This is a genomic window from Arthrobacter crystallopoietes (assembly GCF_002849715.1).
Taxonomy (GTDB): Bacteria; Actinomycetota; Actinomycetes; order Actinomycetales; family Micrococcaceae; genus Crystallibacter; species Crystallibacter crystallopoietes.
The window spans coordinates 96,064-114,848 of the sequence record NZ_CP018865.1 but is presented as its reverse complement, the minus strand read 5'-3'; the positions used below and the strand labels follow the sequence as shown (position 1 = coordinate 114,848).

The 18,785-nt window shown below is 62.4% G+C and carries 19 protein-coding genes; 1 reads left to right on the top strand and 18 read right to left on the bottom strand.

Annotation, left to right across the window (positions count from 1 at the left end):
• Positions 1–153 precede the first annotated feature (153 nt).
• The 4 genes from AC20117_RS22565 to AC20117_RS22550 form a co-directional block, all read right to left on the bottom strand.
• Entirely contained in the window at positions 154–363 is a 210-nt protein-coding gene (locus AC20117_RS22565; RefSeq protein ID WP_074703629.1) for a hypothetical protein, read from the bottom strand.
• A 280-nt stretch (positions 364–643) separates the two neighbouring features.
• The gene (locus tag AC20117_RS22560) at positions 644–874 is read right to left on the bottom strand and encodes a hypothetical protein (protein ID WP_074703628.1); all 231 of its coding nucleotides are present in this window, start codon (positions 872–874) and stop codon (positions 644–646) included.
• 535 nt (positions 875–1,409) lie between these two features.
• Positions 1,410–2,366, bottom strand: coding sequence for a flavin reductase (locus AC20117_RS22555; protein WP_074703627.1), 957 nt, complete (start codon positions 2,364–2,366; stop codon positions 1,410–1,412).
• A 167-nt stretch (positions 2,367–2,533) separates the two neighbouring features.
• A complete protein-coding gene (locus AC20117_RS22550; RefSeq protein ID WP_074703626.1) occupies positions 2,534–4,018 on the bottom strand; it encodes a nicotinate phosphoribosyltransferase in 1,485 nt (494 codons plus the stop codon).
• Between the two features lie 675 nt (positions 4,019–4,693).
• On the opposite strand from AC20117_RS22550, the gene AC20117_RS23485 reads away from it, so the two are divergent.
• Entirely contained in the window at positions 4,694–4,912 is a 219-nt protein-coding gene (locus tag AC20117_RS23485) for a hypothetical protein (RefSeq protein ID WP_139186853.1), read from the top strand.
• Positions 4,913–5,435: 523 nt separating this feature from the next.
• On the opposite strand, the gene AC20117_RS22545 is transcribed toward AC20117_RS23485, so the two are convergent.
• From AC20117_RS22545 to AC20117_RS22490, 14 genes are all read right to left on the bottom strand, one after another.
• Complete coding sequence (locus AC20117_RS22545) at positions 5,436–5,624, bottom strand: tautomerase family protein (RefSeq protein WP_074703625.1); 189 nt, start codon at positions 5,622–5,624, stop codon at positions 5,436–5,438.
• Positions 5,625–5,697: 73 nt separating this feature from the next.
• A complete protein-coding gene (locus tag AC20117_RS22540; protein WP_074703624.1) occupies positions 5,698–5,886 on the bottom strand; it encodes a tautomerase family protein in 189 nt (62 codons plus the stop codon).
• An 84-nt stretch (positions 5,887–5,970) separates the two neighbouring features.
• Positions 5,971–7,269: a metal-dependent hydrolase family protein gene (locus AC20117_RS22535; RefSeq protein WP_236777687.1), complete on the bottom strand. Its 1,299-nt coding sequence runs from the start codon at positions 7,267–7,269 to the stop codon at positions 5,971–5,973.
• Complete coding sequence (locus AC20117_RS23480; RefSeq protein ID WP_158300511.1) at positions 7,269–7,418, bottom strand: hypothetical protein; 150 nt, start codon at positions 7,416–7,418, stop codon at positions 7,269–7,271. The genes AC20117_RS22535 and AC20117_RS23480 overlap by 1 nt, the downstream gene beginning before the upstream one ends.
• Before the next feature lie 14 nt (positions 7,419–7,432).
• The gene (locus AC20117_RS22530) at positions 7,433–8,425 is read right to left on the bottom strand and encodes a ribose-phosphate diphosphokinase (protein WP_074703622.1); all 993 of its coding nucleotides are present in this window, start codon (positions 8,423–8,425) and stop codon (positions 7,433–7,435) included.
• Between the two features lie 184 nt (positions 8,426–8,609).
• A complete protein-coding gene (locus AC20117_RS22525) occupies positions 8,610–9,545 on the bottom strand; it encodes a ribokinase (protein ID WP_074703621.1) in 936 nt (311 codons plus the stop codon).
• Positions 9,542–10,570: a LacI family DNA-binding transcriptional regulator gene (locus tag AC20117_RS22520; protein ID WP_211482358.1), complete on the bottom strand. Its 1,029-nt coding sequence runs from the start codon at positions 10,568–10,570 to the stop codon at positions 9,542–9,544. The genes AC20117_RS22525 and AC20117_RS22520 overlap by 4 nt, the downstream gene beginning before the upstream one ends.
• 10 nt (positions 10,571–10,580) lie before the next feature.
• Complete coding sequence (locus tag AC20117_RS22515; RefSeq protein WP_074703620.1) at positions 10,581–11,384, bottom strand: glutamine amidotransferase; 804 nt, start codon at positions 11,382–11,384, stop codon at positions 10,581–10,583.
• Between the two features lie 15 nt (positions 11,385–11,399).
• Entirely contained in the window at positions 11,400–12,074 is a 675-nt protein-coding gene (locus AC20117_RS22510) for an HAD family hydrolase (RefSeq protein ID WP_211482357.1), read from the bottom strand.
• A gap of 19 nt (positions 12,075–12,093) precedes the next feature.
• A complete protein-coding gene (locus AC20117_RS22505; RefSeq protein ID WP_074703619.1) occupies positions 12,094–13,581 on the bottom strand; it encodes an aldehyde dehydrogenase in 1,488 nt (495 codons plus the stop codon).
• Positions 13,582–13,718: 137 nt separating this feature from the next.
• Positions 13,719–14,060 (bottom strand): NIPSNAP family protein, encoded by a 342-nt coding sequence (locus AC20117_RS22500; protein WP_074703618.1) that lies wholly within the window; start codon positions 14,058–14,060, stop codon positions 13,719–13,721.
• Between the two features lie 126 nt (positions 14,061–14,186).
• A complete protein-coding gene (locus AC20117_RS22495; RefSeq protein WP_074703617.1) occupies positions 14,187–15,281 on the bottom strand; it encodes an LLM class flavin-dependent oxidoreductase in 1,095 nt (364 codons plus the stop codon).
• A gap of 1,033 nt (positions 15,282–16,314) precedes the next feature.
• Positions 16,315–16,488 carry a hypothetical protein gene (locus tag AC20117_RS23475; protein ID WP_158300510.1) on the bottom strand — a complete coding sequence of 58 codons (174 nt, stop codon included), beginning with the start codon at positions 16,486–16,488 and terminating at the stop codon, positions 16,315–16,317.
• A gap of 420 nt (positions 16,489–16,908) precedes the next feature.
• The gene (locus AC20117_RS22490) at positions 16,909–17,895 is read right to left on the bottom strand and encodes a nucleoside hydrolase (protein WP_074703616.1); all 987 of its coding nucleotides are present in this window, start codon (positions 17,893–17,895) and stop codon (positions 16,909–16,911) included.
• Between the last annotated feature and the right edge of the window lie 890 nt (positions 17,896–18,785).

Below are 18,785 nucleotides of genomic sequence, written 5' to 3'. Positions count from 1 at the left end.
CGAGGTCGTTCGTCACTAGTTTGGAGGGCCCAATCGACGGGTAGCGCCAGACGCTATCCGTGAGCGAACCGCCCGCCTGACACGCCTGGTCCCGTAAACGCGGGCGCGGCCCCCGGGTGGACGGCGCCGGGCTCGGGGCGGTGGCTGGCAGGATTAGGTTTCGCGCCGGAGGATGCGGCATTCGTTGGTGAAGAGCATTTTGCGTTCCCCGGTCCGCTGTTCCCGGACCCATGCGATGTTGAATTGCGGCAAGGTGTCCTCCACGTATGCGTTGTAGTGGAGATGTTCGTTTCCCAGGACTTCGACGTGGTCGCCGGGCCGGAGGGCGTCGGAGTCTCGGTCGGTGTCGGTGTTGTCCGTCATGGTGCCATGGCCTTTCTCGGGGTTGCCGGGTGGGCTCGGGGTGAAGGGTGCATGATGAGATCTGCCGACAGGGCCCGCCCGGAGCCAAAATGTCCGGGGAGGCTCCGGTTCCGGATCCGGCGCGGTTCCCGGTCGTACCCCGGCGGAACGGATGCCCGGGCAGCGCCGGCAGGGGGTGATGCCCGGTGCTGCCCGTGGCGGGAGGCATCCGTCTCCGGTGGCGCCGTGGGGGTCGCCCCCGGGTCTCAGGTAGGTGCAGGGTGAGGCAGTCCGGTGTTCCTTACGGGGTTCCCGTGTCGTGCCGCTCGTAAGTCATGCCGTAGGGAACCTCGGGGCTCACGGCGAGGGTATACGCATCGTGGCGGTGCCGGGTGACGAGTACTCCGTATCGTCCGTCCGACACGGCAAAGGAACGCACTTCGTCATGGGTGCCCTCCAGCTGTTCCTGGAGGGCTTCCCAGCCGGTCCCGGCAACTGCCTGGAGGGTGACTTCGTGAATGGAGTCTGTCATGGAGGATCGCTGTTTCTAGGTCAGAAGAATTGAGGCCGGATCAGATGGGTGGTGGTTGATGGCGGCTAAAGCTGGCTTCAGCGGCAGTTGCAGGGCCCGTGTTGTCCTAGGACTCGGGCACAGGGCCGCGTTGGTGGCGCATGTCCTGACACCGGGACCTGGCAGTTGCCGACCTTGCCTTGCGTGTCCGAGTACTGCCGGGCAACACACGGAGGCGGTGCTGTCCTTCCTGACCCCGGTGTCGTCGGCGACTCATGCCCCGGGTTCGACCGCCTCCATCGACAGGCGGCCAAGCGCGAAGGCAGACCGGCTCGACCTTCCGTGGCGGAGGAGGAGACGAATTGCTGCAGCTGTTGGTGGTCCATTCCCAGCCGCCCGGCCATCGGCGCATCGACTTGCTCAGGCCCTCCCGCTTCAGCCTTACAGCTACAGGCGCCCTCCTCGACACATTCCGTCGGCCCGGCATCAGCCCCGTCCTCGCCTCCATGTCCGCGGACCAGCGCCGCGGGCGCGGATTCCCGCGTGTGGGATCCATTCAGAGCTCCTTGAGTGCGGCACCATCGTAGAACTGCCCGGACATGTAAACGTAAAGCATCGGGTCGAGGTCCGAGACCTCCAGGTGGGTGACCCGTGCGATGAACACCGTGTGTGTCTTAGCCTGGAAGCGCTCCTTGATCTCTGCCTCGATCGACGCGGCTGAACCGCGGATGAGCGGGGACCCAGCCGGTCCCGTATGCCAATCGAGTCCGGCGAACTTGTCATCTGCTTTGGAAGCGAACTTGTCGACGGCGGCGCGTTGGGTATTGGCGATGATGTTGATGCCGAGGTGTTCGGACTCGAACAGCGCAGGATAGGTGGAGGACGTCTTCTGTACGCACACGAGGACGAGGGGCGGATCCAATGACACGGGCGTGTAGGCGCTGAGTGTCAGCCCGCGCGGCCGGCCTTCGGAATCGGTGGTTGTCACCACGGTCACTCCGGTCACGAACTTGCGGTTGAACTCTTTGAGTGCCTCGATGCTGGGCCCCTCTTCGGGTTCGCCGGAGCCGGCCTGCGCGCGGGCCGGTTCGAATGCGGACCGCAACCTGGGCGCCCCCAGGTCGGACAGCATGTCTTCACTGAGGTCCCAGGTGACACGCTCACGGATGATCCGTCCTTCACGCAGGACTCCTTGGACGGCGCCACAGGTCTGCAAACTGCGTCCGGTCGCGGGAACATCGCCGAGGGGGTTCAGGAATGTGCCGGTTGCGGACCAGAAAATCGCAAAGTCGTCGTCGTCTACGACGATCTTATCGACGGTCGTCCGCAGGTCGGGGATCGCGGCCCGCATTTCGCGGACCTCCACTTTCAGCTCAGCGAGGCCCGAGGTGTGTCCTGAATCCGCGTTTTCGAGCGCATAGTCCGGATGAACGATGTCATCCAGGGCGTCCGCGTTGCCATGATTCCAGGCAGCGTCCCAGACGGAGCACACAAGTTCCTTGAAGTCCGACATTTTCCACTCCTTACTCTGTCCCAGAGAAGGCGGTGGACACGATGTTTCTCGATTTGTGGACACGCCGTTTCTCCATTTGTAGGTGTCGTTGCTGGTAAGTCTCCTGCCACGACCTCCGAACATTACTGGTTGTTTGGAGGTCGGGCAGGAGACTTGCCCCCAGCGGGCTAGGCCGAGACGCCGGTGAGGGCCCTCTCTTCTTCGGTCTGCTCACTGGTGGTCAGCATTGGTGCGATCACTTCGTTGTAATAGGACTCGGGCACCTCTGCTTCGCTGTTGGCGATGAGTTCGGTAAAGTCCCACTTCTTGAGCAGGTGGCCGTTGCGGAATACCGGCTTGAGCAGATTCTCCTCTGGAGAAACCGAGTCGCGCCGAACGGTTTGGTACTCGCCGTCCACTTTGACCAACGCCAGGCGCCCTGCCTTCGAGACCTTGAAGCCGGCACCTGTGGGCGTCTTGGCGATGTCGCGCCATTCTCCATTGATCCGGACTGCGTTGGCCTTCTGGCCGAAGTTCATCGTGTCCCGATCGCAGTGCTGTAGCAGGCCGCCGCCCATCCCGAAGAGGACGTTCTCGGCCGAGAAACCGCGGCGCTCCATCTCGGTTAAGATGCTCCGCAGGCTCTCGAACGTTATGCCGTCGCCCTGAACCACGCGAATGCAGGGAGGCAAGACCTTGAACCCCTTGGAGTTTGTCTCGAAGCCGAAGGCGTCCATCAGCCACTGGGTCGTATCAGCGGTCACCTGTACCGGGTCGCCCGAGTCCGGCCGCGCTGCCACCATGCCCGGGAAGTTCCGGATCTCCTCGCGGAGGTCTCCGCCGATGATGTTCTTGACGCAGTTCTCGTGGTCGTAGGTGTCGGTGAGCAGCAGCACGACCCCCTTGTCGCGGTGCACGTTGAGCATGTTGCGCAGTGCGTCGACCTCGTGGTCCCGGCCCCAGGCCGTGAAGCTGGCGTGCTCAGAGTTCGGGCCGGAGTTCGATGGTGCGACGGCGTTGTAGTACTTCTTTGCCCCGATGATGCCCGGCGTGGTGTCGCTCTGGCTGAAGTTCACCAGGTGCGCCAGCCCGCCCAGCGCCGCGGACTGCTGTGAGCTGACCCCGCGTGCGCCGTAATCGTGCAGCATGTGGCGCAGCAGTTCGGGATGATCGGAGGTGCGATCTAGTGCTGTCCTGATGATCTGCTTGGCCAGCCAACTGATCGTGCCGACTGTCGTCGGATACCACACCGCGCGGAGAAGCGCGGTCTCGAAGAAACTGGTGGCCCAGTAGTACTTGGGGTCCGTGTTGGTCAGCTGGACCAACACGTTGCGTGCGGGAAGCACAGTGCCTTCAGCGACGGCCTCGATCTCGACCGGAAGGTATCCTCCGTGGTCATTGAGGATGCCGAGCCAGTTTTCCCGGTTGAAGTGCATACCCTGCTCGCGGATCGCGTGCTCCGCGTAATCGATGTCCTCAAGGGTGATCGGGCGCATCAGGTACTCCCGCAGGAAGGCCTGTAGCCCGACAAACATCGTGACCGGGTACTCGCCGCCACGGGACTCAATGTAGCTCGAGATGTACTCGGTGCCGGGAGGATACAGCGGGTAGTGGCAGTGCTTGTAACTGTCGGTGTTGTAGATGAGGTTGTCGAATTCTCCACTAAGAGCCATGCGAACAGCCTTCCTTGTTGAGGGGATTGTGTTGGAACCGGGCTCCCACCCCGGTGTTAATGCAGAGCTCCTGCACCTTGCTCGCCCGACTCGCCCAAGCGTCCGCAAACAACGGATTCCGCCTGGGCCGTTAGCGGCTGCATCGGCTCCACAGTGTGCTCTAAGACACAAATCATTATCGATTCAAGTTTAGATGTCAATAGTTTGACTGGAGGCAGTTTTTACCGCGATTTCACAACGAATTTACATACCGAAACGTGGGTAGAAACGATTCGAAATTTCTATTTCATGGGTTGGTAGCCGCGGGAGGACGCCAGTAAGCAAGGGTTCCGGGCGCGCGGGAGACGCCGGTCCCCTACCCCGGAGCGACCGGCGGTCCGAGGCGGCCCTTGGAGCTCCTGGCGCAGGCGCTGCCGCGCCTTGGCGGCCGCCTGGTTCGACTAGGTGACCAGATGGAACCTGTCGACGGAGGCCGCAGTCCAGGGCAGCCATAACGCCTTGCGGAGCGCCGCCGATGGGTTGATCACAACCGTCTCGACCCCTCGGGCCTCCAAGTAAGCGGGCCGACTAAGAGCCGTTTCCCACGCCCTCGGCTGTCGCGGCCGTCCACGATGCCAAGCACGCGGTCCGTGTTCAAGTCCACGGTCGTGGTCATCAACGGCTCGATCCGCATCCATGGGTACGACTCGTCGGCGGACAGAACAGGGAGCGGTACTCGTCGATCCCGAGCGCTTTGGGGCCAGTGCATCCACGTCCGGCAGCGTTGCTGCCGGACGTGCAGGAGCTGACCGGGCCAGCCGCCACGAGACCCCCGTCCCGTGCGCGGCGGTCGCCGCAGCCGCGGCCCAAGCCGACCACGGCATCGACGAGCACGCACGGCAGCCGCGCCGTTGAACGCGCGCGGAGAGGGGCACCTGGTCATGGCCTCGGTGAACGACCCGCGGCCTCAGGCCGGCTCGTCCCAGAACCACCGTTACTTGCGGCAGAAGACCGCGGCGGGACCGGAGACCGGGATGTCGTGAAGAGGCCCGAAGCGTCGGTCCTTGGCCCGTGCCGAGACGACGCCCGCAGGACGGGACGGAAGCCGTTCGGACTCCGCAACTGCCTGAGGGAACGCCCCAGTGCCGTAAGGACGCGGGTATCCTGACAGGTTGAAGATCAACGCTGGCAGTATCCGGGATGCCCCGCCGCAGACTCGGTCAAAGGCTCGTGGCTCCTGACAGTGACGGATGCTTAGACACCACCCGTCCAGCAGAACCGCGAGTCCCAGCTGCGGTACACGCCAAATTCCCAACGGGCTGCAGGAAGTCCATTCCAGGACCGGTCCTACGCGCTGGCCGTCGAATGTTATGGTCGGCCAAGTCGCAGGACTTGCTGGTGGATCATTCCCGGCGGCTAGTCCAATATCCGGCTTCTGTCAGCCCAGGAGTTTTCCGCCGTGCCCCCATCGTGACGGCGCAACACCGTGCAGGATGACTGCGGTGTCGTTTGCCGCATCCTCACCGACCACGGAGGCAACCGCCTGTGTTAGGGCATCGACCATCTGTGGTCTGAACGTCTCGTCGTCAAAACGGGTATCAAAGAATGTCGCTTCAATATGAGGCATGATTCGTAATCTCCTTGTTCTTGTAGTTCGGGGCGGTGATTGATCAGGCGATCCGTGCCGTCAGTGGCTTCTGTCAGCCCAGGAGTTTTCCGCCGTACCCCCATCGTGACGGCGCAACACCGTGCAGGATGACTGTGGTGTCGTTTCCCGCATTCTCACCGAGCACGGAGACAACCGCCTGTGTTAGGGCTTCCACCATCTGTGGTCTGAACGTCTCATCGTCAAAACGGGTATCAAAGAATGTCGCTTCAATATGAGCCATGATTCGTAATCTCCTTGTTTTTGTAGTTCGGGGCGGTGGTTCATCGAGCGTTTCCGTGCCGCCCCGACGGGTGTTGGTATTGGATCAGGGCCTGGCAGGGCGAGTGGCAACCTCGGAGTGAAGGTCGAGAATCTCCGAAGTGGCGCGCAGAAACGCGCTGAGGTCGCGTCCAGCCCGCACGACGTGTCTGATGTTGGACTGCTGACCCAGGCGGCTGACATCGCTGAGGACGTTTCCGTCCACGATGACGACATCTCCTACGGCACCTGCCCGCAGTGCGCCAAGATCTGGTCGGCCTAGCAACGAGGCTGCGGTCGTAGTAGCAGTGGCGAGAGCTTCGTCGGCCGACATGCCATGCTCCACGTAAAGTTCGAGTTCCCGTGCGTGCGCACCGAACGGGCACAGGGTCCCCGAGGAGTCCGTACCCATGACCACCTTGACCCCGGCCTCACGCGCCAGTGCGAACGACTTGAGGGTGCGGTCGTGGGCCTCCCGGAGGTCGGCCACCCCCTGAGCGCTCAGACCGCGGCCCGTTCCCTCGCGCTGGCACCAGTCATTGAAGGACATAGTGGGCACAAGGAAGGTTCCCCGCTCGGCCATCTCGGCTGCGGTGTCTTCATCCAGATACGAGCCGTGCTCTATGGAATCGACGCCTGCCGCGAGGCTGCGCCGGATGCCTTCCGTGGACAGTGCATGGGCCGCGACCCGGAGATCCAAATCGTGCGCGGTCTCGACGATGGCAGTCAGCTCCGCGACACTGTAATTGGGCCAATGTGGCTGTTCGCCTTTCGACATTCCTCCACTGGCCATGACCTTGATGAAGTCCGCGCCTTCTTTGGCCTGGAGGCGCACCAGCTTGCGGCACTCTTCCACACCGTCCGCAGTGTCCCACTGCTCCCGCAGGGTGTACGGCGGGTAGAACAGATCACCATGACCGTTGGTCATGGTGATCCACCACGGCGCGACCAGGAGCCGTGGTCCAACGACCAGACCAGCATCGATGAAATCGCGCAGCTCGATCTCACCGACACCCCGATGTCCCATGACCCGCAGTGTCGTGAATCCGGCGGCGAGGGCCCGATGGGCATTCCGCTGTCCGTGCAGCAGCTTTCCGGGCTTGCTCACCTGGCCACGGAACATGTCGCTCGGAAGCACGTTGTGGTGATCCGAGTTCGTCGTCAGATGAACGTGGGCATCGATCAGTCCTGGGATGACAGTGCACCCGGTCGCGTCGAGGCGAGGAGTCCCCGGCGGTACGATGCCTTCTCCGGCTGGACCTGCGTGGACCACAACCCCGGCCCGGATGTAGACCAGCCCGTGCTGATGATGCTCGTGCGGCCCTGACCAGACCAGCCCGCCTTCGACGGCAATATCACCGGCCATCACACCGAGCCCGCCTTCACGGCCGCTGCGCCTCGGTGAGCCCGGCGGATGTCCTTGGTCCACGCCGCCGCTATGCCGTACCGCCGCGCGGACCCCGACTCGACGAGTTCACCGCCGGTCAGCATCCGAAAGGTCTCCAGATCTGTCATTTCTGCAATCCTCCTCAGAAGGTATGGTTCTTGCCACCGAAGACCGCACTCACCGAGTCATCGGTGAAGATCCGGCGGATCGAATCCGCGAGCAGCGGCGCACAGGACAACACATCGATATTGGAGGGGGCGCCGGCGCGCAGAGGGATGGTGTCCGTAACGACGACCCGCTCGAACGGTGACGTCGCGAGGTTTTCGAATGCGCGGCCGCTGAAAACGCCATGGGTTGCCGCGGCGAACACTCGTCGTGCACCTGCGCGGTTGAGTGCTTCGCCTGCTGCGCATAGCGTCCCCGCAGTGTCGATGATGTCGTCGATGACTATCGCGGTCTTCCCGCGGACGTCACCGATAACCGTATTGATCTCGGCTACCTGCTGTTGCGGGCGTTCCTTATCCAGAATCGCCAGGCCGGCACCGATCTGGCTGGCAAACTGCTTGTTAAGCTTCACACGGCCCGCATCCGGGGCAACGATGACGAGATCATCGTCCAGGCCAGCGAAATAGTCACCGAGGATCCCCAGGGCCGTCATATGGTCGACCGGGATGCTGAAGAAGCCCTGCAGCTGGCCGGCATGCAGGTCCATCGTCAACACGCGGTCCACCCCCGTCACTTCCAGAGCACGCGCCACCATTCGCGCCGAGATGGGCTCCCGCGGAGCGGACTTCTTGTCCTGGCGCGAGTACCCATACCAAGGTGTCACCGCGATCACGCGGTGAGCACTCGCACCAACGGCAGCATCAACCATCACCATCAATTCGATAAGTGCATCGTTCGCGTTCATGCCGGTCTCGGGGTTTGCGCACATGGGTTGGATGATGAACACGTCCGCACCACGGATCGATTCGTCGAACCTGCTGTACACCTCCCCGCTGGAGAAGGTCTTGAGAGTCACTTTGCCGAGCTCGATATCCAGCAGGTCGGCAATGGCACCTGCCAGACGCTGGTTCGACCGGCCGGAGAAGACCATGAGCCGCTTGTGGGACCCCAACTCTAGTGAGGCGCTCATGCCTTGACCACTCCCCGGAGTCCTGCACATCCGTCCAACCGGGCCGTTCCGTCCGTGGACCGATCAGCGACTTGCCGGGCCGTCTGCAGCCCCACTTTCGCACCATTCCTGCACAAATACATGGTAGAAACCTTTCTAATCCTTGTTCCGACACTTCAACGTGTTGAAGAGGAGAGGCGGCGCTTTATCCGTGTGCGGCCAGTGCGGCTTCGATCTCCGATGATCGGGGCATGCCTGTGCGCGCTCCGGTCGACTCGACCGACAACGTCGCGGCCGCCACGCCGCGGCGGGCCGCGCTAATAACGGGTTCCCCCGCTGCCAGGCTGGCGGCGAACACACCGTTGAAGGTGTCGCCGGCGCCCGTCGTGTCTGCTACTCGGCGTGCGGAACCAGCCGGCACCCGGGTGCTGGACCCGTCAGGATCACACACCAGTACGCCGTCCCCGCCCATGGTCACGACAACAGGCGCCCTGGAATGGGCTGCGACCTTCGCCGCCATGACCTCGGCCGGCGGATTGCCGGACTCTCCGAGCAGGCGGTAGAAGTCTCGCAGTTCACTTGAGTTCGGCGTGATGATCGGCGCCAGATCGAGGAGTTCGCGCAGGCTGGGTTCAACTGGCGCCGGATTCAGCACACACAGGCACCCCTGCTTTGTTGCGGCCTCGACGGCCGCAGTGACTGCCGCAGCCGAGATCTCCGTGCTGACCAGAACACAGCCAGCCCACCCACGCGCTCGTGCCATTGCGGCACTGACATCCTGGGGTGTCATCGACGTGTTGGCACCTGCCGCTACTGCGATCTGATTCTCACCGGAGGAATCTACGACGATAACTGCCGCCCCGGTAGCGCATCCGGGCTTGACCGCGACATCGGTGAGGTCGATCCCTTCGGCGCGCAGCTCGGCCAGTGCACCAGTCCCGAGATCGTCATCTCCGACGGCGCCGACGTACCGGACGTCCGCGCCGGAGCGCACCGCTGCAACAGCCGAATTGCCGCCCTTCCCGCCGCCGTGACGCCGCAGGTCGGACCCCACAACGGTTTCGCCAGGCCCGGGCAGCCTGGGCGCTGCGACCACCAGGTCGACATTCAGCGCCCCGATGACCAAGAGCCGGCCCTTCATACCGCGTCCCCCGGAGTGCAGACCGACTCTCTCAGCTGCAAGGTCGTCGGCAATTCGGTGATTGTGTCCGCCTGGGAGCCGTCCAGCAGATCGAACAGGAGGGACGCGGCCTGCAACCCCATCTCGTGCGCCGGCTGGCGCACGGTGGTCAGCCGCGGCGTGAGGAATACCGAGAGCGGCAGGTCATCGAACCCGATGATGCTTACATCGGCGGGCACCTGCAACCCCATCTCACGGCAACATTCCATCGCTCCGACAGCCAGCAGGTCATTGGCACAGATCAAAGCTGTGGGGCGAGGGTCCGCGGAGAGAAGCTGGGCCGCCAACTTCTGTCCGGACTCATGTTCGTAGTCCCCGGCAAGGACCGGGATCGAGTCCGGGTCGATACCCGCTCCGGCGAAGGCCTCGCGATAACCGGCCAGGCGTTCTCTCGCCGTCCACAGGGCGGGTGGACCGCTGATCACCGCGACCCGGCGGTGTCCCTGGGCCAGGACGTGGGCAGCGACCTCGCGTGCCCCTTTGCGGGCAGTGGAGACGACTGCAGGAAGCCCTGATCCAGGGATCTGTTCGTCGACCAGTACGACGGGTCCGGACCGGGCGATCTCATAGATGGCGGCAGGAATTGAACCGGTCCCGGACAGGTAGATGACCCCGTCGACGCGTTGGCTGCGCAACAGCTCGGCCTGCCTCTCCTCGGGCAGCTCCGCGGCTGTGGGTACCACCAGGGCGACCAGGACGTCCCTGGACGAGGCCGCCTCCTGCACCCCTTTGGTGACCATGGCGAAGAACTGGTTGGTCAGGTCTGGTACGACCATCCCGATCGTCGACGGGCCGCGACGCTTGAGTTTGCGTGCCGACTCGTTGGGCGCATACTCCAGGAGCCGCACGGCGTCGAGAACACGCCTTCGACGCGCGGGCGCGACCGGTCCGGTGTCGTTGAGCACATAACTGACTGTGCTCAACGACACTTGGGCGTGCGCTGCGACGTCCTTCATCGTGGGGCGCCGCTGATTCAACTGTGTCACGTTACTCCGTCTAAACCCTCGATGCCTGTTCCGCAAGCGCCCGTGCTGCCGGCACCTGTGCGGCCCAGGACAGCATGGACGTCCACATCCCGGCATAGTGCGGCCAATCCAGAAACTCCCGGGGTGCCCAATGCGGAGCCAGGTCGGAAGCGAATGCTGCCGTCCGGCCTCGACCGTACTCACCGACCACCAGCATCGGATCCTCACCTACCCGTGCAACGACAGTGGCGTCCGGCTTTGCAATGAGCCGGTTGTAGCCAAGCAGCTGCGGCCACTCGGACGGTGTCCCCCCGAGGACCGGGTGCTCCGGCTCGCAGACTTCCACCTCAACCCCCTCCGACCTCTCGACGCGGTCGTCGTACGGCAACATCGTCACCGGCAAAGGGCCGGCGAGCGGACTCATCCCATATCGGCCCTTGCCGTCGATCCCTGTGAAGGAAAGGTATCCTCCGATCATAACCAGTCCGCCACCCCGCTGTACGAAGTCCGCCACCAGCCCGAGCCGGTTCGGCGACGCCTCCGACCGCAGGAAGGTCTCGTCCGGCAGCAGGAAGGAGTTGGAACCGATGTCCGAGATCACGACCACATCGAACTCGTCGAGTTCCTCAGCGGACCGGGGGAACTTTAATGTGATCTCGTGACCGCGGACATAGGTGACTTCGTAACCTGCGTCTTCCAGGCACCCGAGGAAAACCCCCGCACCCTCCTCATATTCCGTCGAGTGAAACTGGTCGAAGCCTTTCATATGGATCGTGTGCTTGATCCACGACTCTCCTACGAACAGAACCTTAATCGACGATCCAGACGTGCTCATCTACCTTCAACTCCCTTACGTTACATACTCTCTGTTCGACTTAGCGATCAGTTGGCGACCTAGCGAGTACGCCTCGCGGATGTCGGTCCCCACGTACCGCGTCGCTGCCAGCGCCTCCAGTTCTGGAGTCGGGTTTACCGCGACCGTGTGCGGCAACGAAGCGAAAAGGCCAAGGTCACTCGAAGAGTCCCCGTAGGCCACGCACTGCTGCGCACTCAAATTCCGAGTCGCGAGAGCTGACTCGGTGATCGCAACCTTCGTCTCCGCCAGCAAGGTGGCGGACTCCGACAGCGGGAGGCCTAGCTCCACTGCCGAGCCATAGGTCTCGTGGGCACCCCAGCGTTCGAGCAGGCGAACGAAGAACGCTGGTGACTGCGAGATTACGATCACCGCTTCGCCCCGAGAACGGATATCCGCGAACGTTTCCACGATGCCGGCCATCCACGGTGCGTTGTGAAATGCCTCGTCGATGTCAGCAGCGCTTGCGTCTTTGCACATATCGAGAAGCCGCAACCAGAACTCGGTATCGGTGATTTTCCCCTCGAACCAGAGTTCCTCGATCTCCTGTCCCCCTTCGAGGTGGCCCAGGCTGCGGGCCAACTCGATGGTGGCAGTACTCCGGAGGAGGGTGCCGTCCATGTCAAAGACATGGAGACATCGGGCGGCGCCCTCCTCGCTGGAGTTGCTCACTGTGGATTCCGATCTGGACTTAGGCAGGTGCATGACGGGGCTTCTCGTCGAAGACCATTGTCTTGTTCTCCAGGTACGGGAGCAGACCTGCGACGCCGCCCTCACGGCCGATGCCGGATTGTTTGAATCCACCGAACCCGATCCCGAAGTCCGCCCGGTTGCCGTTCTGACCGACCGTCCCGGCGCGCAGACGCCTGCCCACCTCTCGCGCCCGGTCGGCATCGTGAGTGAAAACAGCCGCGTTGAGCCCGAACACCGTATCATTTGCGATCCGGATCGCATCCTCCTCGTCCGCCGCCGGGATGACCGACATCACGGGCCCGAAGATCTCCTCCTGAGCGATTTTCGAGGAGTTGTCGACGTTCCCGAACACAGTCGGCTCGACGAACCAGCCCCGGTCGAGGTCTTTGGGCCGCCTGCCTCCGGTAGCGAGTGTTGCACCTTCGGCTCTACCTATAGCGACGTAGCCTTCGACCCGCTCACGCTGTCGCTGGGTGGCCAACGGCCCCATCCCGACGCCGGCATCGAACGGATTCCCGATCTTGACTCGGGAGAAGCGGTCCGCAAGCGCCTCGACCATGTCGTCGTGCCGATGGCGCGGTATGACGACACGGGACAGCGATGCACAGATCTGCCCGGAGACGAAACATCCGGCGCTGGCCAGGTTTTCAGCCGCCTCGGCGACGTCCATGTCCTCGAGGATGACAGCTGCGGACTTGCCTCCCAGCTCAAGCGAGTATCGGCCGATCCGGTCGCCCATAATCCCTGCGATGGTTTTTCCGACCGCCGTTGAACCGGTGAAGGAGATCTTGTCCACGCGATGATCGCGCACGAGCGTCTCGGACGCCTCTCGATCGGCGGCGAGCACATTGACGACACCGTCGGGCAGCCCGACCTGCTCCGCGATCTCCGCCATCACGTACGCAGCACCGGGAGCCTCGGGCGACGCCTTGATGATCACAGTGCATCCGGCGAGGAGCGCCGGGGCGAGCTTGTACGCGATTAGCGGCATCGGCGTATTCCAGGGGATGATCGCTCCGACAACTCCCACGGGCTCCCCGACGAGCATGCCGAAGCCTTCGCCCGAGCTGGTCGGCGCTGCCTGTTCGAAGGGGAACCGATCAGCGAGATCCGCATAAAAGGAAAAGGCTGCCGGGACTTCCTTCATGACGGTCGGCACCAGGTTGGCGAGGATCCCCGACTCACGGGGCCACAATTGGACCAGATCGTCGGTCCGCTCGGCCACAGCCTGAGCGATCGCTCGCAGGTACTCGGCGCGCTGGCCCGGCGACATCCGTGGCCATGGACCCTCGTCGAACGCCCGACGGGCTGCCTCCACAGCCCGTGCGATATCGGCTGCTCTGGCTTCGGCGACGGTGAAGTAGAGTTCCTCCGTTGCTGCTTCGATCACGTCGATCGTGGCCGTTGACGACGGGTCGACCCATTTTCCGCCAATATAGAACTTCCCCGAATTCGCAATGGGGGCTTTACGCAATTGCTCAGTCATGGGTAGTGCTCACCTCCGTCTGCTTGTGGTAGCAGTGCTTGTAGTTGTCTTGGTTACCGATCGAGCTGTTAGGGAATCGCATATCTGTTGCCCGTTCCAGATTTAACTAGGGCTTGGAATGGCCACGGATCGTGAGATCAATCCGAGACCGCCAGCATTTGGTCGAAGGGTGTGGAATCGATGATCCGTCTGCGAATGGATTGGTAGAGGGGACCGCTCACTTCACGGCTGGCCAACGCTGATGCCCAGTGAGGATCAGCAAGAAATGCCCCCCACTTGCGCTCCAGTTCGGCCAGGTCGGAAAACCGCATCGTGTAGACGAACTCGTTGTAGGAGTTGTCACCGATGCTGGTGCAACCCATCTGTGAGATCTCCATCCCGTGCTTGCCGAAGAGTGGAATGACGGCTGTGTGGAACAGGTCAACGACGTCTCCGAGCCGCCCCGGCATCGGAACGTACTCGCGTATCTCATATATCAATTGCTGATCTCCTCGTGCTGTCCAGAAGGCCACCCACCGCGGCCGAGAAAATGGCGTCCACCTCTTCCAACCGCTCAGGAAGGGCAGAGGCCGGTCGAGCGAGCTGGTTCTATTTCCGAACTGGTTCTAATCGGCGAAGGCGGGAAGAACCTCCGCAGCCATCATTTCCATGTTCTTGATGACCGCGTCGGTGGGCATGCCGTTCGCTACCAGGCACGCGAGGTGGTCCACTCCCATTGCCTCGTAGGTCTTGAACCGCTCGATCATGCGATCAGGGGTGGTTAGGACCGGATCAGCGTACTTTTCGAGCAGATTGTCCTTCGGGAAGGAATGTTCTGTGGGCCGCATCTTCCCGCGGGTAACAAAGTCACGGCTCTCGCCCACGTCACGGGTGGCGAGGCGCTCCTCGCGCGTCTCGACCGTGCCTTCACCCTTCACGAGAGCGATGTAGTGGTTGTACTCGTTCACAATATCGTCGAAGTACTCCAGCGCCTCCTCCTCTGTGCGGCCGACCCAGGTGTGGCGGAGCACCATGACCTCACCCCGAGGCAGCCCGGTCTTAGCGATCTCGTCGTTGTAGCTCTCGAGCAGCTCCTCCAGGTCGCCGTAGGGCTCGAAGTTCCCGTAGTTCGGCGCTGTGATCAGGTTCAGGCCCTGTTGGGCGACCTTGCGTACCCCGTCCGTGCTCTGCGACGCGACCCAAATGTCGGGATGCGGCTTGGTCGTCGGCTTCGGAACCAACGTGGTCGGCGGGAACGAGAAGAACTGGCCGTCATGGGATACGTCATCCTCCGTAAACAGTCGGCGGATGATCCCTAGTGCTTCCTCGTAGAGCGGACGCTGGTTTTCCGGCTTCACGCCGAGGCGGTCGAGCTGAAACCGGCTGCCACCGCGAGCGACACCGATGCCAATCCGACCGGGCGCGAGATGATCCAGCAGGCTCATCTCCGAGGCAACCAACAGCGGATTGTACGCCGGCAGAACGACCACGCCCGGCACAATCCTCAACCGCTTGGTGCGCGTTGCGGCGACTGCTGCGAACATCATTGCCGAGGGGTTGCTCACGTAGTTCTGAAACTGGTTCTCATTGATCGTGATTCCCTCGAACCCCAGTTCCTCGGCGGCGTCGACGATCCGGATCATCCCGTCCAAGACCTCCGACCAAGGTCGAGTCATGTCCGGATAGAAGAACGGGGTCGTCACCCAGAATTTCAGTGCCATCTTGTGCTCCTCGGCTGTGTTCGCTTCTTTAGAACGGGCTGTACAGATTGCCAAGCGCTCGACTGCTGGCCGCACAAGGCAGCCCCGGGCCGAGCGCTCACGACGCTGATCGCGTCAAGACCGGCGTAGACGTTTTCGGCGCCACAGTGCTCAGCACGCCGGTGCGAGTTGCACCCTTCCACAGGCAGGGCCCCAAATCAGATCCGTTGGGACCACCGAACCTGATCGAGTATAAACGCTTCTCTAAAGGCTTCACTGAACGCACGTTCCTTGACGTCGGTGTAGGGTTTCCCCGCCAATTTGCAGGGCCACCGTGTGCCTCTTGCACACAAAGTGATCCTATTCATAAGCGGTGTTATTGCGCAACCCTCGGAAGGTTTCTATTTTATGCCGCAGTCTGCCGATCTTAGGTCGGCGCCGCACCATCTCTGACCAAATAAGCCTTGAAACGACGGGAAGTGCCGCCAGCGAGACCGGGCCGACTCCGAAATAGAAACGATTCTAGTAAGGAGTGTCGTAGCCCCAGTTCCGCCTGCAGGGGACGGGTGGCAGCGTGCGCACTCCGGACAGGCCCTCATGGAAAGGACGCGGACTACCTCGGCCGAGACCGGATCAGCACCGGACCGGGCCGCGGGCCGGCATCACCGGGCCGGACAGCACAGGTGCGCGAGGTTACCGGGCTGGTGCGGGACACTACGGAAAACCGGTCCATGACCACTCCCGCCGCTGTTCTTTATCAGTGCCTTGCGTGTCTCTAAGCACGGCCTGGCCCCGGGGGCCCGAACTGCTCTACCTTGGGGGCGCTTCGAGGTTGACACCCCTGGCCGCCGGCGACTCCCGCCTACGGAGAGCGCGATGCTCAGGAGATGGTGTGGTTTGGTTACCGCCCTGAATACCACCCTGGACGTCCGGGAATGCCGCTTTCCTGTTGGCCCTGGTCACCGCGGGCTTGGAGAGGGACGTACTGGGCATCGGCTACGATGCCTTTAGCGACGTCGAGCGCGAGGCCCGTCACAGCCCCCCACCCGCGCCCCTACTTCAAGAACAGCGTCCTGGAGATCTTCACCAGGGCAATGCGCACTAGGTTCGGCAACGTCATGCGGACATACTTGCGTACCTCACCCCGGGCTTCGCGCGCGTCGACTTCCAGGAGGTCATCCGCAACAACCCCAGCCCGAATGAGTACGGCCGCGCGCGGCTGGGTCATTTTCCGTGCGCCCCTCTTGCGGAACTCAGCGTGGCTTCGGTGCTGGTATCCCAGACTCCTTCCTGTAAGGGCATCATCGCCTCACGATCCTCTGGAAAGGGGGAAAAAGTCAGCCCTGGGACTCCTCGGATCCGGCTGGCCTCGATCTCGGCGAGGATCTATGCTCCTGCGTAACCGACTACACCGCTGGTTCGCCGGGCGAGCGTGAGCTCCCCGAATCACGATGGGGGATCGGGAACGCGCAGCATCATGACGGGGCCGGCCTGCCGGTGTCTAGGAACGGACTTGCTTGGCCCACTGCTTGCCCGGCGGCCGTCGCGGTGGGGCGCTGGCAGTGGGGCTCTCCAGCACAAGGCATACAGACCGCTCCTCCGGAGCAGGACCGATCTTTCCTCGGCGTGCTGTTGATCCTTCCGCAATTCAAACAGCAGCGACATCGAACCTGCGTGCTTCACTTCCCCCGAGAATGTCGAAGAAGTTGGTGAGTACCTCGGACGCGCGGGCTGCGCTGACCACGTCGATGACTGGGATTGGACCCGACGGGTCGTGTACGGCGTCCTCTCCGGACATGTCGCGTCGATCGACGAGGGTTTGTCCCCGCGCGGCGCCGGGTGACAACACCACTTGCACCGGCCAGCGCTCGATGGTGAACGCTTCGGGCGCAACCATGACACATAGGGCGCCGGCGTCGCCGATGGCATCGTAAACAACCACCGACCCGTTCGAAGGATCCTTGACCTTGAAGTCGAGCAGGCGACCGGCGGTCTGGCGGATGGGATTGGACGAGGCACACAGCTCCGCGATCTGCTCCGCACTGGTCCTCATCCCCCAGAGAACGTCCCAGCCATACATGGTCAGCGGGATCCCGCTGGTCAGCACGATGTCTGCCGCCTCCGGGTCATGCCAGAAATTGAACTCTGCGACTGGCGTCGCATTGCCGATCGTGGCTGATCCACCCATAAAGATAATCCGCTTGATCTGGTCGGAGACCTCCGGATACATTCGCAGCAGCAGCGCGAGGTTGGTCATCGGTCCCAGGGCAAAAATAGTCAGCGGCTCGTCGGCGTCCAGCAGGCACTGCCGCATCAAATCAACAGCATGGATCGGCTTGACGCTCCTGTCGCTGACAGGCAGATCCACATCTCCAAGTCCGTACTTGCCATGAATCCAGGACGCGTCCCGGGGCGGCTCGATAAGGGGGCGTCGAGCGCCGAGTGCCACAGGGATGGGCGGAGCGTCAACCAAATCGAGAATTTTCAGGGTGTTGCCGACGACATTCTCCAGATTGGTGTTTCCCGCAATGCAAGTGATCGCGCGAACATCGATGTCAGGATGTTGCACCGCGAACATGATAGCCAGGGCGTCGTCCCGGCCGGTGTCGACGTCGAGCAGTATCTGATGTCTCATGGTGTGCGAATCCCCTATTGATCATGCTGCCGGGCTCGGCAAAGGTGCCTGTAGATTGCTTCCGTCGTGGGCGGCGCACAGCCGGCCGGATGAGGTGACAAGAACCGGGAGAAATGTTCCGAAGTTTCCGAATGTGAGTCCGTACTAGGCCTCACTTGGAGGCACGTTCCTCGATGTCCGGTATCGGTTTTCCTGCCATCCGATGACTCGGCAAAGCCGCCGGGCGCCTCTTGCCCACGAAGTGATACTAGTCATAGTCAAATCTATCGCGCAACCCTTGGAAGGTTTCTAATATGTCCCCTCAGAAGCGCTAATCCTGCCTTGCCCGCGCCGCTCGTCACTTAGTTTGCAGCGGTAACGCCAGGTTAATTGCACGCCCTACGAACCGGACGCTCCGAATAGAAGCGATTCTGTTCCAAGCTGCACCCAGCCCTGCATACATCACGGGTGCGGCATGGAATACTATGTAGTTCCTAGTGATTTAGGGCACTTCTACTCGAGAACGTTAGGCGCTTCCCTATAAGTCCAAGGTCACCGTCTTTGGCTCCTTGCCTCTCCGCCGAGGCGATGCGGGATTGTGCGGTGTGTATGTGAAAGGACCAGAATATGTCCAGCACAGTCCCGCGGCAGAGCCGCCATGGCCGAGGGCAGAATATGGGTTGGAGGGCGATTTTCAAAGGCTGGCTGACAGGGACTGAGACAGTCGAACGGTCCGCCGGCAGGGCGGAATCAAACACTGGCATCAGCCGTGGAATTTCAACCATGCTCCCGAGCGGGAGTCTCTTCAGCACCATCTATGCCGGACGTCGCATTCCCTGCCCGGACCGGCTGGACACGCCTACATCGGAAAACAGTTCGAAACGAACTTCCTGATCCGTTCCTCAGCGGAG

What these genes read in the sequence shown, in the direction of transcription:
- AC20117_RS22545 (WP_074703625.1), bottom strand. Translation starts at nt 5,624, where the DNA reads ATGCCTCATATTGAAGCGACATTCTTTGATACCCGTTTTGACGACGAG.
- AC20117_RS22530 (WP_074703622.1), bottom strand. Translation starts at nt 8,425, where the DNA reads ATGAGCGCCTCACTAGAGTTGGGGTCCCACAAGCGGCTCATGGTCTTC.
- AC20117_RS22495 (WP_074703617.1), bottom strand. Translation starts at nt 15,281, where the DNA reads ATGGCACTGAAATTCTGGGTGACGACCCCGTTCTTCTATCCGGACATG.
- AC20117_RS23475 (WP_158300510.1), bottom strand. Translation starts at nt 16,488, where the DNA reads ATGACCCAGCCGCGCGCGGCCGTACTCATTCGGGCTGGGGTTGTTGCG.
- AC20117_RS22505 (WP_074703619.1), bottom strand. Translation starts at nt 13,581, where the DNA reads ATGACTGAGCAATTGCGTAAAGCCCCCATTGCGAATTCGGGGAAGTTC.
- AC20117_RS22560 (WP_074703628.1), bottom strand. Translation starts at nt 874, where the DNA reads ATGACAGACTCCATTCACGAAGTCACCCTCCAGGCAGTTGCCGGGACC.
- AC20117_RS22490 (WP_074703616.1), bottom strand. Translation starts at nt 17,895, where the DNA reads ATGAGACATCAGATACTGCTCGACGTCGACACCGGCCGGGACGACGCC.
- AC20117_RS22555 (WP_074703627.1), bottom strand. Translation starts at nt 2,366, where the DNA reads ATGTCGGACTTCAAGGAACTTGTGTGCTCCGTCTGGGACGCTGCCTGG.
- AC20117_RS22515 (WP_074703620.1), bottom strand. Translation starts at nt 11,384, where the DNA reads ATGAGCACGTCTGGATCGTCGATTAAGGTTCTGTTCGTAGGAGAGTCG.
- AC20117_RS22535 (WP_236777687.1), bottom strand. Translation starts at nt 7,269, where the DNA reads ATGGCCGGTGATATTGCCGTCGAAGGCGGGCTGGTCTGGTCAGGGCCG.
- AC20117_RS22550 (WP_074703626.1), bottom strand. Translation starts at nt 4,018, where the DNA reads ATGGCTCTTAGTGGAGAATTCGACAACCTCATCTACAACACCGACAGT.
- AC20117_RS23485 (WP_139186853.1), top strand. Translation starts at nt 4,694, where the DNA reads ATGGGTACGACTCGTCGGCGGACAGAACAGGGAGCGGTACTCGTCGAT.
- AC20117_RS22525 (WP_074703621.1), bottom strand. Translation starts at nt 9,545, where the DNA reads ATGAAGGGCCGGCTCTTGGTCATCGGGGCGCTGAATGTCGACCTGGTG.
- AC20117_RS22540 (WP_074703624.1), bottom strand. Translation starts at nt 5,886, where the DNA reads ATGGCTCATATTGAAGCGACATTCTTTGATACCCGTTTTGACGATGAG.
- AC20117_RS23480 (WP_158300511.1), bottom strand. Translation starts at nt 7,418, where the DNA reads ATGACAGATCTGGAGACCTTTCGGATGCTGACCGGCGGTGAACTCGTC.
- AC20117_RS22565 (WP_074703629.1), bottom strand. Translation starts at nt 363, where the DNA reads ATGACGGACAACACCGACACCGACCGAGACTCCGACGCCCTCCGGCCC.